General features: G+C 57.3%; 16 protein-coding genes. 8 read left to right on the top strand and 8 right to left on the bottom strand.

Annotation, left to right across the window (positions count from 1 at the left end):
- The first annotated feature begins 10 nt into the window (after positions 1-10).
- From murJ to I6I72_RS07295, 7 genes are all read left to right on the top strand, one after another.
- Positions 11-3,151 carry a murein biosynthesis integral membrane protein MurJ gene (gene murJ / locus I6I72_RS07325; RefSeq protein ID WP_049160478.1) on the top strand — a complete coding sequence of 1,047 codons (3,141 nt, stop codon included), beginning with the start codon at positions 11-13 and terminating at the stop codon, positions 3,149-3,151.
- 215 nt (positions 3,152-3,366) lie between these two features.
- Positions 3,367-3,894, top strand: coding sequence for a YceI family protein (locus I6I72_RS07320; protein WP_005530720.1), 528 nt, complete (start codon positions 3,367-3,369; stop codon positions 3,892-3,894).
- A 110-nt stretch (positions 3,895-4,004) separates the two neighbouring features.
- Complete coding sequence (gene pepN / locus I6I72_RS07315) at positions 4,005-6,485, top strand: aminopeptidase N (RefSeq protein WP_049146300.1); 2,481 nt, start codon at positions 4,005-4,007, stop codon at positions 6,483-6,485.
- Between the two features lie 81 nt (positions 6,486-6,566).
- Complete coding sequence (locus I6I72_RS07310; protein ID WP_005530716.1) at positions 6,567-7,121, top strand: sigma-70 family RNA polymerase sigma factor; 555 nt, start codon at positions 6,567-6,569, stop codon at positions 7,119-7,121.
- Positions 7,122-7,263: 142 nt separating this feature from the next.
- Entirely contained in the window at positions 7,264-8,190 is a 927-nt protein-coding gene (gene trxB / locus I6I72_RS07305) for a thioredoxin-disulfide reductase (protein WP_201806522.1), read from the top strand.
- 6 nt (positions 8,191-8,196) lie between these two features.
- Positions 8,197-8,526, top strand: coding sequence for a thioredoxin (trxA, locus tag I6I72_RS07300; RefSeq protein ID WP_005530712.1), 330 nt, complete (start codon positions 8,197-8,199; stop codon positions 8,524-8,526).
- A gap of 61 nt (positions 8,527-8,587) precedes the next feature.
- Positions 8,588-9,769: an N-acetylmuramoyl-L-alanine amidase gene (locus I6I72_RS07295; RefSeq protein ID WP_005530710.1), complete on the top strand. Its 1,182-nt coding sequence runs from the start codon at positions 8,588-8,590 to the stop codon at positions 9,767-9,769.
- Positions 9,770-9,798: 29 nt separating this feature from the next.
- Here I6I72_RS07295 and I6I72_RS07290 read toward each other — a convergent pair whose 3' ends face one another.
- From I6I72_RS07290 to rpmH, 8 genes are read right to left on the bottom strand one after another with little or no spacing between them, the layout of a single operon-like run.
- A complete protein-coding gene (locus tag I6I72_RS07290) occupies positions 9,799-10,374 on the bottom strand; it encodes a hypothetical protein (protein ID WP_005530708.1) in 576 nt (191 codons plus the stop codon).
- On the bottom strand, positions 10,374-11,387 hold the full coding sequence (locus tag I6I72_RS07285; protein WP_046646417.1) for a ParB/RepB/Spo0J family partition protein: 1,014 nt from the start codon (positions 11,385-11,387) through the stop codon (positions 10,374-10,376). Before I6I72_RS07285 ends, I6I72_RS07290 begins: the two co-directional genes overlap by 1 nt.
- A gap of 6 nt (positions 11,388-11,393) precedes the next feature.
- The gene (locus I6I72_RS07280; protein WP_005530704.1) at positions 11,394-12,242 is read right to left on the bottom strand and encodes a ParA family protein; all 849 of its coding nucleotides are present in this window, start codon (positions 12,240-12,242) and stop codon (positions 11,394-11,396) included.
- A gap of 10 nt (positions 12,243-12,252) precedes the next feature.
- Positions 12,253-12,861 carry a 16S rRNA (guanine(527)-N(7))-methyltransferase RsmG gene (gene rsmG, locus I6I72_RS07275; RefSeq protein ID WP_034657290.1) on the bottom strand — a complete coding sequence of 203 codons (609 nt, stop codon included), beginning with the start codon at positions 12,859-12,861 and terminating at the stop codon, positions 12,253-12,255.
- 25 nt (positions 12,862-12,886) lie between these two features.
- Positions 12,887-13,879 carry a membrane protein insertase YidC gene (gene yidC / locus I6I72_RS07270; protein ID WP_005530700.1) on the bottom strand — a complete coding sequence of 331 codons (993 nt, stop codon included), beginning with the start codon at positions 13,877-13,879 and terminating at the stop codon, positions 12,887-12,889.
- 9 nt (positions 13,880-13,888) lie between these two features.
- A complete protein-coding gene (gene yidD / locus I6I72_RS07265; RefSeq protein ID WP_005530697.1) occupies positions 13,889-14,104 on the bottom strand; it encodes a membrane protein insertion efficiency factor YidD in 216 nt (71 codons plus the stop codon).
- Positions 14,105-14,151: 47 nt separating this feature from the next.
- Complete coding sequence (gene rnpA, locus I6I72_RS07260; protein ID WP_034657288.1) at positions 14,152-14,511, bottom strand: ribonuclease P protein component; 360 nt, start codon at positions 14,509-14,511, stop codon at positions 14,152-14,154.
- Between the two features lie 2 nt (positions 14,512-14,513).
- Positions 14,514-14,657 carry a 50S ribosomal protein L34 gene (gene rpmH, locus I6I72_RS07255; RefSeq protein ID WP_005530694.1) on the bottom strand — a complete coding sequence of 48 codons (144 nt, stop codon included), beginning with the start codon at positions 14,655-14,657 and terminating at the stop codon, positions 14,514-14,516.
- A 611-nt stretch (positions 14,658-15,268) separates the two neighbouring features.
- Here rpmH and dnaA point away from each other — a divergent pair.
- A complete protein-coding gene (gene dnaA, locus I6I72_RS07250) occupies positions 15,269-16,882 on the top strand; it encodes a chromosomal replication initiator protein DnaA (RefSeq protein WP_005530692.1) in 1,614 nt (537 codons plus the stop codon).
- Positions 16,883-17,259: the final 377 nt, after the last annotated feature.

Genomic DNA, 17,259 nt, shown 5'->3' with positions numbered 1-17,259 from the left:
AGTTCCTTTTATGACTAATGAAAATGGCTCCCGTCGTCGCATTGTGACGCCCACGCCGCCGGCACCTGTGCCGGAAAAGAGGGTTGCACCGATGCCAGTGGCGGAAGACAAATCCGCGTTGAAAGGCGAACATGTAGAGACTGCTACTTCCGACGGCGCGGTTGTTCGCGCCACCGGATCCATGGCGATTGCCACGCTGATCTCCCGCATCACAGGCTTCCTGCGCAACGTTCTCATCGGTTCGTCGCTCGGTCCCGCGATTTCTTCCGCGTTCACCACAGCGAACCAACTTCCCAACCTCATCACTGAGATTGTCCTCGGAGCTGTCCTAACTTCCTTGGTCGTCCCAGTCCTGGTGCGTGCCGAGAAGGAAGACGCGGATAGGGGAGAGAACTTTGTACGTCGCCTCTTTACCTTGGCGTTCACTTTGCTGGGTATTGTCACGGTGGCCTCATGCATTTTTGCGCCCCAACTGACAACCATTATGTTGACAGATGACGGCGAGGTTAATGCCACCCAGGCAACGTCCTTCGCATATCTACTTCTCCCGCAGATCTTCTTCTACGGCCTCTTTGCGCTTTTCCAAGCGGTACTCAATACCAAGAATGTTTTTGGACCTGGTGCTTGGGCACCGGTGGTCAACAACATCATCTCCATCGCGGTGCTGGTGGCATATCAAGTGGTACCAGGGTCCTTGCACCCAGAGGCACCATCTCCGGTTTCTGACCCTCACGTTCTCTTGCTGGCACTAGGTACCACTTTAGGTGTCATTGTCCAATGCCTGATCTTGTTCCCATACTTAAAGAAGGCAGGCATCAACCTCAAACCGCTGTGGGGTTTGGACGATCGCCTCAAGCAGTTCGGCGGCATGGCCATGGCGATCGTGGCTTACGTTGCCGTATCCCAGCTGGGCTACATCATCACCTCGCGTATTGCATCGCAGGCAGATGAAGGTGCTCCCTTTACTTACCAGCAGGCATGGCTGTTGCTGCAGGTTCCATATGGCGTTATTGGCGTCACGTTGCTCACCGCAATCATGCCACGCCTGTCCCGCAATGCAGCGGACGGTGACGTCAAGGCAGTCGTACGCGATCTCACCTTAGGCACCAAGCTGACCTTCATCGCGCTGATTCCAATCGTCATCTTTATGACCGGATTCGGCATTCCGATTGCCCGCGGCCTCTTCCAGTACGGTGCCTTTGACGCAGATGCCGCTGAGCTGCTGGGCCTAACCCTCAGCTTCTCGGCATTTACACTTATTCCTTATGCGTTGGTGCTACTGCACCTACGCGTGTTCTATGCCCGTGAAGAAGCCTGGACACCGACCTTCATCATTGCCGGAATTACCTTCACCAAGGTTGTTCTATCCATGCTCGCACCACACGTGGCGGATTCCCCAGAGCGCGTTGTTATTCTTCTGGGTACGGCAAACGGCTTTGGTTTCATTGCCGGTGCGGTTATCGGCGGCTTCCTCCTCAAGCGCAAGCTGGGCAGCCTCGGTGGAAAGGAAGTCCTGGGCACCACCTTGTGGGCCACGTTGTCTTCCGTAGCTGGCCTCGTTGTGGCCTTTGTCCTCAACATGGTCATCAATCTCGTTCTACCGGACTCCCTACCGCCTTTCGTCGAGCTCATCCGCTTGATGGTGGTAGGACTTACCTTCGTTATTGCAACTGGCCTGGTGCTCTCACGCTCCGGCTTGCCAGAGGTTATCAACCTGGGCCGCCAGCTGCAGCGCATTCCGGGAATGAACCGTCTTATCAAGATCGACGACGCCGAAGCCATCGAGGTCGAGGAGCCGGAGATCCAGGAAATCCAACCGATCTTCAACCAGGATGCGTTCAACTCCTCGCCAGTCCCACCGCCTATGTCGGCCGGCATTGTCCGCGGCCCGCGCCTGGTACCAGGTGCTCCAGTATCCGACGGACGCTTCCGCCTCCTTGCCGACTACGGTTCGGTCCCCGGCGCTCGCTTCTGGAAGGCCCGCGAACAAGCCACCGGCCGCGTCGTTTCCCTGACCTTCGTAGACACAACGGGCGAGGCTCCGATGGCTCCGGCAACCCCAGCAGTGGCAGCACGTCGTTCTGCCGACATTTCTCGCAACACCCGCAAACTCGCCGAGCTTGGATTGGAAGCGGTGGCATCCAACATCCAGATTCTGTCCTACCGCCAGGGTTGCCTTGTGGTGGCCGACTGGATTGAGGGCACGCCGCTTAAGACGGTTGCGGAAGAAGGCGACCTCGATCCGCGTGCAGTAGCACGTGCGCTCGCTCCGCTGGTCGACGCCGCAACTACAGCGCACGAGCACGATCTTGTACTGGGTATCGATAACCGCAACCGCATCCGTATCGCTACGGACGGCGTCGCCAAGCTGGCGTTCCCTGCCGTACTCGAGCGCAATAGTGTGGAAACGGACGTCGATGGAATCAACTCCACCATTACGTTGCTGACCGAATCTACGGCATCTACGCCACAGGAACTACGCGACGTTGCACATTCTGAGCAGTCGCTCGAGGAGCGCGCAAAGGTCTTGCATGCATATGCAAACGAGACTGAGCAGACTCTGGAAGTGCATGAAGAAAAGGTCGAAGCTCCTGAAGCCACTCCAGGCTTCGGTGGCCGCGGCTACTCGGGATCGGGCGCGATCATCTTGGGTGTCTTTGCCACCATCTTTGTTGTGGGTATGGCTGCACTGACCGCGTGGATCATGTCTTTGGTGGGGGAGGAGTCACCCGTAACCAAGCCGACGCAGACCGTGACCAGCTTCCCGAACACCCCGCCGGTGCTACTCAAGGAAAAGTCAGCGTTCACTGTTCCGGATAACAAGGAACAGAAGGCACTCGTCGACGGCAAGGGTTCCGCGCGAGTAGACATCGCCGAGGGCGCACTCGTTACCTTGGAGAAGCCGACTCAGCTGCACGTGCTGCAGGTCAGCCAGTACGGTTCCACGGGCACTAAGTTCACCGTCTATGGCGTGAACACTGATAAGTTTGATCCGGAGGACCCCGAGGGCACCGAGCTGGCTAAGGGCAAACTCAGCGCCAGCAAGCAGGACATCGAGCTGAAGAAGGTGCAGAAGGGCTTCGACGGAGTCCTCATCATGTTCGACGGCAAGGTCGCAGTCTCCGAACTACAAACCGTGGGCTTGTCCTAATTTTCTTCATCTCCTTATAGCGCCATCATGCCAGCTCAGGCATGGTGGCGTTCCCTTTTGGGAATAGCAATATTACTTCAAGCGTTGACTAATTTAGTGGCGCGAGTAAGCTATATGTTGTTACATCAACAAACGACAGTTTCGACCGCGCGGTTTCAAGAAATCGTTTCCGGAACTCGCCGTCACAGACAAAGCAGAATTTTTAGGAGAACATCATGATTGCAGGTACCTACGTACTCGACCCAGCACACACCACCATCGGCTTCGTTGCTCGCCACGCAATGGTTACCAAGACCCGCGGCAAGTTCGAGGACTTCGAGGGCACCATCACCGTTGCAGAGAACATCGCTGATTCCAAGGCTGACGTCACCATCAAGTCCGCTTCCATCAACACCGGCAACGATGACCGCGACGGCCACGTTAAGGGCGACGACTTCTTCGCAGTAGAGAAGTACCCGGAGCTGACCTTCACCGCTACCTCCTTCAACGTTGACGAGGCTGGCAACGGCACCGTTACCGGCGACCTCACCATCAAGGGCGTTACCAAGCCGGTCACCCTGGACGTTGAGACCGAGGGCCTCGCTGAGGATCCGTTCGGCAACACCCGCTTCGGCTTCGAGGCAACCACCAAGATCAACCGTCTTGATTACGGCATCGACTTCAACGCACCGCTGAAGACCGGCGGCGTCCTGGTCTCCGAGGAGATCAAGATCGAGCTCGAGGTCTCTGCAATCAAGCAGTAATTCACACAGCACACTGCTGCTAACGCGCAACGCCCCAGGAAAACCTGGGGCGTTTTTCGTATGCAGCCAGGTGCTAGCCACTGCCACAGCCAGGTTCTAAAATGACCGTCATGTCTAACTCGAACTCTTCTCACCAGGCTGGCAGCCTCACGCATGCTGAAGCCATCGCCCGCACCCAGGCGATCGATCTCAGCTCCTACCATCTCCACCTCGATGTTTCGGGAGCACAAGACAACCTGACCTTCCCTGTAACCTCCCGAATCACCTTTAGCACCCAGGAGCCCGAGCTCTTCGTGGACTACCTCGGCGAGCAGGTTACGAAGGTCGCTGTGCAGGGCGAGGACGTAGAGGTCGACTTCCACGACAATCGCATATACCTCCACGAGCTACCGGAGGGAGAAGAGATCACCGTGGAGATCCAAGGTGTCTCTGCGTTCTCCCGCACCGGCCAAGGCATGCACCGCATGGTGGACAACGCGGACGGCAATACCTACCTGTACTCCCACTTGGAGCCATCCGACGCCCGACGCATCTTCCCGTGCTTTGACCAGCCGGATCTCAAGGCGGTCTTCTACACCACCATCACCGCGCCAGAGGGTTGGCAGGTGCTCTCCAATCAGCCGGAGGTGCGTCGCCAAGCAGCGGAAAACGCAACTGCCGCGAACGCCGTAACCGTGGAGTTCAACGAGACCCCACTGCTGTCCACCTACCTAACCTCCTTTGCCGCCGGTCCCTACATTGTTAAGACGCGCACCTGGCGCGACATCGAGCTCCGCGCCTTCGCGCGCGCCTCGATGGAGGGCTACCTCGATGACGAGATCCTGGAAATCACCGCTCAGGGCATGGATTTCTTCGACGAGGCCTACAAGTTCCCGTACCCGTGGGGCAAGTATGACTCCATCTTCGTTCCCGAGTACAACCTCGGCGCCATGGAGAACCCAGGCCTCGTGACCTTCACCGAGACCTATCTTTTCCGCTCCCGTGCTACCCGTGCGCAGCGCGCGGGCCGCACGAACACCATCCTTCACGAGATGTCCCACATGTGGTTCGGCGATCTCGTCACCCCGCAGTGGTGGGATGACCTATGGCTCAAGGAATCCTTCGCCGAGTTCATGGGCGCAGATTCTTCCGTCGAGGCCACCGCATACACCGAGGCATGGACCAACTTCGCAGGTCAGCGCAAGAACTGGGCGTACCTGCAGGATCAGCTGCCCACCACGCACCCCATCAAGGCAGACATCCCTGACGTTGACGCCGCCCGCCAGAACTTCGACGGCATCACCTACGCCAAGGGCGCTTCGGTGCTCAAGCAGCTGGTGCATTACGTGGGCCGCGAGAACTTCTACGCCGGCACCCGCGACTACTTCCGTAACCATGCTTTTGCGGCCGCGACCTTCGACGATCTGCTCAGCGCCCTCAAACAACACACCGACCGCGACCTGGATGCCTGGTCCACCGCATGGCTCAAGACCTGGGGCCCGGACACCCTGACACCGGAGCTGCACGTTGAGGGTGACAAGATCACCGAGCTAGCGATCCTCGCCGAGGCAGAAGACCGCACGCGTCCGCACCGCTTGAACGCTGCGCTTTTCGACGCCTCCCTGCACAAGTACGCAGTCCTCGACATCGATGTCGCTGGCCCGCGCACGATTGTCGACGAGGCTTCCGGCCTGCAGGCACCGGCGCTGTTGCTGCTTAACGACGGCGACCACACCTACGCCAAGGTGCGCTTCGACGAGACCTCCTTGCAGACCATCCAGGACAAGCTCTCTGATATTGATGACGAGCTCTCCCGCGCGGTCATCTGGACTTCCCTGTGGAACCTCACCCGCGATGGCGAGTGGCCGGCCCAAAACTACGTCGACACCGTGCTTAAGCACGCCGTAGGGGAGGCTCCCTCCCTGCTCACCACTGCTTTGTCCAACGCCCAATTCGCGGTCAACCACTACCTTCCGGAGTCCCCGGATTATGCCACCCAGATCTGGGAGCTGCTGCAGCAAGCGGAGAAGGGCACGGATACGCACTTGCTGCTGACCCGCGCCGCTATCAATGCGCTGGGTAGTACCCCGGAGCCGGGCAACGACCGTTTGCGCGCAGTGCTTGACGACGCCACCGATCCCGACATCCGCTGGGCGGTGCTGCGTGCGCTCGCGGCACGCGAAGCGGTCTCCCAGGAAGAACTCGACGCCGAGAAGGAGCGCGACAACACTTTGACCGGTGCAGCTGCTTACCTGGGCGTTTCCCGCTCCTTCCCGGGCTGCAAGCGCGAGGTCTTCGACATGGTCCGCGAGCCGGGTGCCTACTCCAACGCAGAGGTGGATTCCTTGCTCGCCGCATTCAATGCGCCGCGTTCGAAGCACCTCACCGAGCCATTTGCGGAGGAGTTCTTCCAGGTACTCGACAAGATCTGGCAGGAGCATCCGATCGAGATCGCCAATCGCCTGGTCCGCGGCCTTTACCCGGAGCTCGAGATGGCCGATGCCGCCACCGACGAATTCCTGCGCGAGGAGCGTCCACGTGCGCTGCGCCGCGTGCTGCTCGAGTGCCAGGATCACCTGCGCCGCACCTTGCGCGTGAAAAATGGTCAATAGAGTAGACACTCTTCGCTAGCGTCCGGTAGAACCCCTCGGATAAAACAGGTTTAAGTACTTGTTGATCCGGGGGGAATCTACATGGCTGATCGCAGTGATCACGAACTTGTTGACGCATTCATAGCGGGGGATAACAAAGCCTTTTCGCTCATCGTGGAAAGACACCGTGCCAGGCTGACCATGGTGGCACGACGCTATACGCACAACGACACCGATGCGCAGGATGTACTCCAAGAAGCACTCTTGCGCGCAAGCTGCAACCTGCACAAATACCGCCGGGAATCCGCGTTATCTACATGGCTACACCGTTTGGTGATGAATTCGGGATATGACTTCCTCAACCACAGAGCCAACCGCGAAAATGCTTCGCTGGACGTGGACTTTGTCGAAGATGACAGAAATCATCTCTTGGCTCACAACCCCAACGAGAACCTCGAGGACACACTGGCCGTCCGGGAGGCCATGGAGCTTCTCCACAAAGACCACCGCGAGGCCCTGTATTGGACCGACGTCGAGGGCTACGCCATCGCCGAAGTAGCTGCTTTCCAGGGAGTCGCTCCCGGCACCATTAAGTCCCGCCGCGCACGGGCGCGGCGAGCGCTTCGAGAAGCAATGCTGCAGGGAGCAAATACTTAAAAAGGAATAACGCTCCCTGACCTCTCGTTGAATGAGAGGTCACGTTTAAGCATCAACCCCGTTTCTGATACCCGTTATTTAACGTAGCGCGGGTAGGATCTGTGGGGTTGATCCAGCAGTACATTGCAAGGGAGTTATTTAAATGACCGTCCACGATGTCGCCATCGTAGGCTCCGGCCCTGCCGGTTACACCGCTGCGCTTTATGCCGCGCGCGCTGAGCTCAAGCCGATCGTATTCGAGGGTTTCGAGTACGGCGGCGAGCTCATGAACACCACCGAGGTGGAGAACTACCCAGGCTTCCAGAAGGGCATCATGGGCCCAGAGCTCATGGAGGAAATGCGCTCCCAGGCAATCCGCTTCGGCGCTGACCTGCGCATGGAGGTTGTTGACTCGGTCGAGCTCGAAGGCGAGATCAAGAAGCTGCACGTAGGCGACGAGGTCTTTGAGGCCCGCGCCGTCATCCTCGCCACCGGCGCCGCTCCACGCTACCTGGGCATTCCAGGCGAGGCAGAGCTTTCCGGCCGTGGCGTTTCCGCCTGCGCTACCTGCGACGGCTTCTTCTTCAAGGGCCACAACATCGCCGTTGTGGGCGGCGGCGACTCCGCAATGGAGGAAGCAACCTTCCTCACCAAGTTCGCCGAGACCGTCACCATCATCCATCGCTCTGAGAACTTCCGCGCTTCCAAGATCATGCTGGAGCGTGCAAAGGCCAATCCACAGATCAAGTGGGCTACGAATAAGACAGTGGAGCGTGTGATCGAGGGCGAAGGCGAGGTCGCCGGGCTCGAGATCAAGGACGCAATCACGGGTGAGGTTTCGACGCTGGACGTAACCGCCATGTTCGTTGCCATTGGCCACGATCCGCGCTCCGCCTTCCTTGAAGGCCAAGTCGCGCTCAACGAAGGCGGCTACGTCGTTGTTGATCAGCCTTCCACCAAGACCAACCTTCCGGGTGTCTTTGCCTGCGGTGACTTGGTCGATGACCACTACCAGCAGGCTATTACCGCAGCAGGCTCCGGCTGCCGCGCAGCCATCGATGCTGAACATTTCCTCGCAGAAAGCCGTTAAACATTCATGAGCAACGTAAAAAACGTAACCACCGACTCCTTCCGTACCGAAGTAATCGAGTCCTCCGCCTCCAAGCCTGTCGTCGTTGACTTCTGGGCTGAATGGTGTGGCCCTTGCAAGAAGCTTTCCCCAATCCTCGATGATGTCGCGGGCGAGCTTGGTGACGACGTCAAAGTCGTCAAGGTCAACGTCGATGAAGAGCGCACTCTTGGCGCCATGTTCCAGATCATGTCAATCCCTTCCGTGCTGATTTTCCGCAACGGTGAGAAGGTCGACGAATTTGTTGGACTTCGTTCGAAGTCTGACATCGTGGCGCAGATTCAAAAGCAGCTCTAGCTGGTAGCCTTATTCACATGCGTCTCAGGACGCACAGTATTAACACGAGAAAGGGGTAGGTGTGAATCGCGTCCTTCACATTGGCGACCAAAGTGTCCGAGTCGCTGAGGCACGTGCAACCCTCGCCCGCCTCGGCCTCATGAAGGATTACCAGGGAACTCTGTCCGACTGGAAACAGCAAAAGTACTCCGAGTCAGACAAAATCTTTGACGCCGAACTATCCGAGGTCATCAAGGCCTTCCAGCAGTCCCGCGGCATAGTGCCCAGCGGCGTCATTGATGATCTCACCCTTCGTGAGCTGCGCCAAGCGTCTTATACCCTTGGTGCACGCGTACTGGCGTACGAGCCGGGCAACGTTCAGGTTGGTGACGATGTCGCGCAACTCCAACAGCAGCTCCAGGAGCTTGGCTTTTATCAACAGCGTGTGGACGGCCACTTCGGCCCAGACACTCACGCGGCGCTGGCTGAATACCAATTGAACTACGGGCTGCAAAATGATGGTGTCTGCGGCCCCACGACCATCAATGCGTTGAGCCTGTTGGGGCGCCGCATCACGGGCGGTTCTGCACACAACATTCAGGAGCGCGAGCGAGTTCGCAACGCTGGCCCAAAGTTGGCCGGCAAGCGAGTGGTCATCGATCCTGCGCTCGGCGGTGCGGACAAAGGCCAACGCGTTAAAGGGCGCTTTGGTGAAATCAGCGAGGAAGACCTCTTGTGGGATCTTGCCGAGCGCGTCGCCGGCCGTATGATTGCCGCGGGCATGGAGACCATCATCTCCCGCCCTCGCACGGATAACCCCACCACTAAGGACCGCGCTGAGCTGGCCAACGCTTTCGGCGCTGATCTTGTCATTTCTTTGGCTTGCGACAGCTACCAAAATGACAAAGCTAACGGTGTTGCAACCTTCTACTTTGGATCAGAGCAGGGCAACTCCTCACTGATCGGTGAGACCCTCTCCGGCTTCATCCAGCGTGAGATTGTCGCACGTACGCCGTTGCAGAACTGCTGGAACCACGGCCGCACATGGGATCTGTTGCGTCTTACTCAGATGCCGGTTGTGCAGGTTGTCATGGGCTACCTCACCAACCCAGGTGACGTGGCTATCTTGACCAACCCACACATGCGAGATGACATCGCGGAGGCAATCGTCGTTTCCGTTAAACGTCTTTACCTGCTGGATGAGGACACCGCAGTAACCGGCACCTACAAGTTCGACGAACTACTGCGCGCCGAGAAGGCCTAAGCCTCCTTTGGCCAACGTGGGCCAAGGGCTTAGGCCAAGGCCCTAGCCAGCATATCTTCCACTGCCGCATCCGAAAGCAGATCGAATGCTGGTGGGAGATCAAGGCGCAGACGAGGCGTAATTGGGTGGTCTTGCACCACCATGAAACCCGCTGATTCGAGTGTTTCCACTGGAAGCAACCCGATGAAGGCGGGTTTTTCGCGTAGGAGGAACTCCGCTTCCTTGGCGTCGCGGTAGCCAAAAGCCTCGACAGCGCTGAAATCGCGCGAGGTAAGGTTCATCACCGCGGCGTCGAGAAGCACTGCTTCTAAACCCCGCGCCGCACGGTGCGATTTCACAAACAACGAGGACAAAATAGCCGCATCTTCAGATACCGGTGAGGAAGGAAGTTTCGCGGCACCTGGTGCGTACTCGGAAGGGCAAAAGAACACCGTGGCTTCATCGCCAACGGTAAGTCCACAGTCGCCGTGGCTGAGCAGCATCGCCGAGATCCAAGCCTCCTTCTCAAAGGCCGGATCAACGACGGCAGTTTTGAGCTCCCAGAAAACAGATCGAGCCGCCAAGGGGTTGATGGTCACCCCTTCCTTGACGGACTCGACCAGCATTACTTGCCCTCGATGAGCGCGAGGATGCGCTCAAAGTCTTCCTGATCTCCGAACTCCACGACCATCTTGCCCTTACGCTTACCCATGGTCACGGTGACCTTGGTGTCAAAGCGATCGGAAAGACGCTCAGCAGAGTCGGTGAAGTATTGCGGCTGGGCAGCAGCAGGCTTCCTTTCCTGCTGTGGCTTCTCGCCCTTCTTGTAGAGGGTTACAGCCTCCTCAGTAGCGCGCACGGAGAGGCCCTCTGCGATGACGCGGTTAGCCACGATCTCCATGGCCTCGGTGTCCGGAAGACCAAGAATTGCACGGGCGTGGCCGCCCGACAAGGTGCCGGCCGCAACGCGCTTTTGGACGTTGACCGGAAGCTTGAGCAGGCGAATCATGTTGGTCACCTGCGGGCGGGAACGGCCAATGCGATCAGCCAGCTCGTTCTGGGTGACACCGAACTCTTCCAGCAACTGTTGGTAGGCATGCGCCTCTTCCAGCGGGTTCAGCTGAACGCGGTGGATGTTCTCCAGCAACGCATCACGCAGGAGGTCGTCATCCTTGGTGTCGCGGACAATCGCCGGGATGGTTGCAAGCCCTGCCTTGGAGGATGCACGCCAACGGCGCTCACCCATGATGAGCTCGAAGCCGCCCTCATCAGCCGGGCGCACAACGACCGGCTGCAGGAGACCAAACTCCTTAATGGAGTGAACAAGCTCTGCGAGGCCCTCTTCGTCAAAGACGGTACGTGGCTGCTTAGGGTTCGGAATGATGTCACCGACCGCAATCTCACGGTAGGTGGCTCCGATGACGGAAGGCTTGGCCTGACGCTTTTTGGAGTTGGACTGCTGGATAGTCGGAGCACCCTTCACGCGGCGCTTATCACCAGCTGGACCGCCGGTAGCAGCACCAAGGATGATGTCAGCAGCGTCGTTGCCCAGGCGCGGCTTACGGGAGGGTGCATCAGGGCCGGAAGGAATAAGAGCTGCCAGACCTTTACCGAGTCCACCTTGCTTATGTTCTGCCATGCTTTATTATCCTTCCAATTCCGCGTAAATCTCTGGGCTAACACCAATGGCGCCAGTGGTGGGGTGTGGGCGATAATCACCGCGGGAATTCAGTTCCCGGGCCGCCGCCGAATAAGCTCGCGCACCGGTGGAGGTTGGGTCATATTGAATAACAGTCTTGCCATAACCTGGTGCCTCGGACACACGCACCGAACGCGGAATTACATTACCAAGAACTACGGCACCGAACTGTTCGCGCACTTCACTAGCCACTTGCTCGGCCAACTTCGTGCGGGCGTCATACATGGTGAGCAATACCGCGGAGATGTGTAGCTCCTCGTTGAGGTGCTCACGAATCATGGAGATGTTACCCAACAGCTGCCCCACCCCCTCCAGGGCGTAGTACTCACACTGAATAGGAATGATGACCTCTTCGGCACACGTCATTGCGTTGATGGTGAGCAAGCCGAGGGAAGGCGGGCAGTCGATGAAAACGTATTCGAAGCCATGCTCCTCAAGGAAGCCGTTGTGCAGCGCGTCATAAAGACGGAACTCACGACGCACCAAGGAGACCATTTCGATCTCAGCACCCGCCAAGTCAATCGTGGCTGGGATGCAGAAAAGATTAGGGCTGCCGGGGGAGGGCTGCATAGCCTGTTCCGCGGTGCGGTCCCCGAGAAGTACCTCATAGCTAGAGTCAGTGCCCGAGGTATGAGCAGCACCCACGGCAGTGGAGGCATTGCCCTGCGGGTCCAGGTCGATCACCAACACTTTCTTGCCGGCTTCAGCAAGTGCCGCGGCAAGATTGACAGCCGACGTGGTCTTGCCGACGCCGCCCTTCTGATTCGCGATGGTGATAAGACGTGGATTAGTCATGCCGTCTACTCTAGTTCACGCGAGGGACACGGATGATAGTCGTGCCCTTAATGGTTGTGACCTCGGCTTTTCCGCCGCCCGCGCGTTTGATGTCAGCGGCGTCACGCTCCAGCTCCTCATGAACCGAGGAACCCTTGAGTGCAATCATCTCGCCGCCAATCTTCACCAACGGCAGAGACCACTTGGCGAGCTTGCCCAGCGGAGCGACTGCGCGGGAGGTAACGATGTCAGCACCCTTCACAGCCTTCTTCACAGGGCCTTCCTCGGCGCGGCCACGGATAACGGTGACGTTGTCGAGGCCGAGCATCTCCTTGACCTCTAGGAGGTAATTAGAGCGCTTGAGGAGTGGCTCAATCAAAGTGATGTCGAGATCTGGGCGGGCGATAGCCAGTGGGATGCCAGGCAGGCCTGCGCCACTTCCGACGTCGATGACGCGGGCGCCTTCCGGCATCACTTCGCCGATCACGGCGCAATTCAGGATGTGGCGATCCCATAGGCGAGGCACTTCGCGGGGGCCCATAAAACCACGAATGGACCCGTCTGTAGCGAGTGAATCGTGGTAAGTCTGCGCGAGGTGCAGACGGGAGCCAAATACTTCAGACGGGTCCAATTCGGACACTTAAAACTCCTGTGTGAGGTTGTGTTTAGTTGTTGTTGCTGTTCTTGCGCTGCTTCTTGGTGCGGTTGTCCTTCTTGCGAACGCCCGGCTTAGGAGCAGAGGTGCGCTTAAGCTCAGCCTTAGCAGCCAGCTCGCGCTCTTCTTCCTCGTCCATCTTCTTGTACACGATGCGAGTCTGGAAGAAGGTCCAGACGGTATTGGCCAACATGTAGAACAGCAAACCAATAGGCCAAATAGCACCGGAGAAGACCAGCATGCCTGGCATGACCCAGAGCATCATCTTGTTCATGATGGCCATCTGCTGCTGCATCATCTCCGCGTTCTGCCCCTGCGGGGCGGCAGTCTTACCGGAAGCACGGCGTGCCTCCTGGCGGTTGAGCGACATACGGGCATTGAAGTGGGTCAAAACCGCAATGATGACAATCAACGGAACGATGATGACCGCTGCCTGCGACATCGTGATGCCCTGCTGATCCAGAATCGGCGAGTTCACGCGCAAGTTAGCAATCAGCGGAACGCCAAAGATCTTGGCGTCCAGGAACTGCTGCACCAATTCCGGCTTGAAGATGTAGTTCGCAGTGTTCGCGTTGGCGTCGACGCTCATCGGCTCGCCTGCTGGGTGTCCAATGCCACCTGCGACCTGAACCGTACGGTCGAAGGAGCGCAGAACGTGGAACAGACCAATGAACATTGGGATCTGAGCTAAGACTGGCAGGCAGCCTGCCATCGGGCGAACGCCAGATTCCTTGTAGATGCGCTGCATCTCTTGCGCAGCCTTGGTTTGGTCATTCGCGTACTTGGTACGCAGCTCCTGGATTTGCGGCTGGATTTCCTGCATCTTGCGGGACGAGCGCAGCTGGGTAATGGTTGGCTTGACCATCACAGCCTTCAGTGTCCACGTCAGCAAGACAATGGATAGAATCCACGTGATGCCCTGGGCGGGATCCATCACGAAGCTCAACAGCCAGTGCCAGAACCAGAGGACGGCCGAGATTGGCCAGTAGATGAAATTAAGCAAGGATTTTCCTCAGTTGTTGTTCGTGCCGGGTACAGGATCAAATCCTCCCGGATGCCAAGGGCCGCATTTGCAGACCCTAGCGATGGCCATGCCGGTGCCTTTGAAAGCTCCGTGAACGGAGAGTGCTTCAAGGGCATAGGCACTGCATGTCGGTTCAAAACGACAGGTGGAAACCATCTTAAGGGGTGACAGATACTTTTGGTAGAAGCGCACCGCCTTCACCATCGGTTTTGCCGCCCCATGCGCGTGCGGTATTTCCTCACCGGAGGAATTTAGATATCCCATTTGCGCAGTGCCTTACGGATATCTTTTGCGAGTTGCTCACTAGAGGCCGCTGCGCTAGCAGGAAGCGCCCGGATGACAATGTCGGCGGTGGGAGGGAGGGCGTCGAAAAGCGACATGCACACATGCCGAAGCCGCCGGGAGGTGCGGTGGCGAACCACTGCGTTCCCGACGGCTTTCGAGACCACAAGTCCGAATCGCGGGCCAGAGGCTGCGATGTCGTGACTTAAGTCTTGGCTTTTGTTGTTACGGTAGTGCACAACAACAGTGCGTGTACCCGCCCGGCGCCCGCCCTTAATCGTCCTGCGGAATTCCGCGGGTGAGGTGAGCTTATGCTGGGCTGGAAGCACGATTATGCCGACAGCTTTGCGCGGCCCTTCTTACGGCGAGCTGCGACGATTGCGCGACCTGCACGGGTGCTCATGCGGGTGCGGAAGCCGTGCTTACGAGCACGACGACGGTTGTTGGGCTGGAAGGTACGCTTACCCTTTGCCACGATTATCTCCTTGAAGTTGTGCGCAGGGCTCCGGGAAGTAAATTCCTGAGCCCCACTGATGAATGGTTGCGTGAGTGGTTAGTAACCCTCGGATGGGTTCACCCTCACGCGCAACATCGGTTTGTTGCGATAGACCATGACAGATTACGTGACGAATGCACCCTGAAACAAATCGACACCCGGGTGTACCCAAAATTACAAAGATGTTTTTATCTGCAGCTAAACGGCTACTTTGCGGGGACAGAGCACATACGGCGGCTTGCATTTTAAGTTCACGCCGTGCAAGCGCCGAAAAGCGTTAGACAGTCCCGCTAACTCGGCGGTAAAACTAAAGAATCGAATTCCACAGCCACCCACAGGCTGTGAATAACTCTAAATGTGTACTTTAGACTTTTTGCATTTTAGCAGCTAAAGACCCTAAAGTACCCTATAGCGAGTTATCCACAGCTATCCGATAGGCTGTGGATAAACAATTCATCCACACTTGTGGATAACTCTGTGGAGATCGAGGTCGTACCGCAAATCCCAATGTGGATACTTCCGTGAAATTCACTGTTATTTTCTCCGTCCAAACTAGGGTCCCACACTAGGGTCCACACAAGGTAGGCGCTTTGTCTGATCAACAAGCGGTGCTTAACGCCAGCTGGCGAGCAGTAGTCGAAGACCTGCTCGCTCAATCTGAGAAACCCAACTCAGATGTACCGAACTTTAACCACACGCAGCGGCTGTACCTGCAGCTCGCGCGACCCATCATGATGATGGATGGTTATGCGTTGCTGGCAGCACACAACGAAACGGCCAAATCCGTCATCGAGAATGACTTAGGTCCGCACATCTCGCGCGCCCTCGCACGCCATTTGGGTCGCCCATGTTCACTCGCTGTAACTCTGGCGAACCCGGAGGATGACGCAGCGCTTAACGACACCGCCAGCACTCAAAGCCAGCCTCAAAACCAGGCGCCGTTTCAGTCATCTGCTTCGACGCAGCACTACGGGCAGCACTCTGTGCCGCAACCTAACCAGCAGCAGGTTCAGCGTCCCATCCAGCAGGAAGCCAACCAAACACAGCCACCAGCCTGGCAAACCAGTCACGCTCCGGCCAGCTTGGATGAGCTTGCCAATCACTACAACCAGCAACAACACTCCAATGCCCGCATTCCGCGCGAGGCACCGGCTCATGATCCCAATAGGGAAGAGTCGCTGAACCCGAAGCACACTTTCGAAAATTTCGTTATTGGTTCTTCAAACCGCTTCGCCAATGGCGCGGCCGTGGCCGTGGCTGAGAACCCTGCGCGTGCCTATAACCCGTTGTTCATTTGGGGCGGTTCTGGCCTGGGTAAGACTCACCTTTTGCACGCTGCCGGAAATTACGCGCAGCTGCTGCATCCGGGCCTGCGCGTGAAGTACGTATCCTCTGAGGAATTTACGAACGACTACATCAACTCCCTGCGAGATGACCGCCAAGAGTCATTCAAGCGCCGCTACCGCAACCTCGACATCTTGATGGTTGATGACATTCAGTTCTTGGAAGGCAAGGAGTCCACGCAAGAGGAGTTCTTCCATACCTTTAATGCGTTGCACCAGGCCAACAAACAAATCATCTTGTCCTCCGACCGTCCGCCAAAGCAGCTGACCACCCTGGAGGATCGCCTGCGTACCCGCTTCGAGGGCGGCCTCATCACGGACATCCAACCGCCAGATCTCGAAACGCGCATTGCGATTTTGATGAAGAAGGCTGCCGCGGATGGCACGGAAGTCGATCGCTCGGTGCTCGAACTGATTGCTTCGCGCTTTGAATCTTCGATTCGTGAGTTGGAAGGCGCGCTCATTCGCGTCTCTGCTTATTCCTCCTTGGTCAACGAGCCGATCAGCTTGGAGATGGCAGAAATTGCTCTGCATGATCTCGCTCCGGACTCCGCGGGTCGCGAAATTACAGCAACCGCCATCATGGAGGTCACCGCAGAGTACTTCAATATCGACGTCGAGACCCTGCGCGGTGCTGGAAAGAAGCGCGCCGTCGCGCACGCGCGTCAGCTCGCCATGTACCTGTGCCGCGAGCTCACTGAATTGTCATTGCCCAAGATCGGTGATCAATTCGGAGGCAAGGACCACACCACTGTTATCTATGCAGACCGCAAGATCCGTAAGGAGATGACAGAAAATCGCAATACCTATGACGAGATCCAGGCGCTGACCCAACGCATCAAGAATCACAGCCACTCTTAGTTCTGTAATCGGTGTTCTGTATTCGGTGTTGAGTATTCACCGCCAGCTTCTGTTTAAAACCGCCCGCCACCTGCCTAGGTGGCGGGTTATTTTTTATCCACAGCGTTATTCACAGTTGTGTAATTTCATTATTGTAATTCGTAGATCTTGCTCACAAATTTCTTTTCCACAGCGCATTCCCGCTGATCAGGAGCCTGTGATCAGCGCTGTGATCAAATTCCACAATTCTGGGGATAGGTTGTGGATAAAACCGACACCCGCCCAGTTACTCACAATTTTTGTCATTTGATCACACAGATCCCACAACTCAGATCACAACGCTGATCAGTGCAAAGAGCTTGTCATTTACAGGGTTATCCACAGATCTCACAACGGTT

This window comes from Corynebacterium striatum (assembly GCF_016728105.1).
Lineage (GTDB): Bacteria > Actinomycetota > Actinomycetes > Mycobacteriales > Mycobacteriaceae > Corynebacterium > Corynebacterium striatum.
The sequence above is the reverse complement of the archived record's forward strand: the minus strand, read 5'-3'. Positions and strand labels throughout refer to the sequence as shown.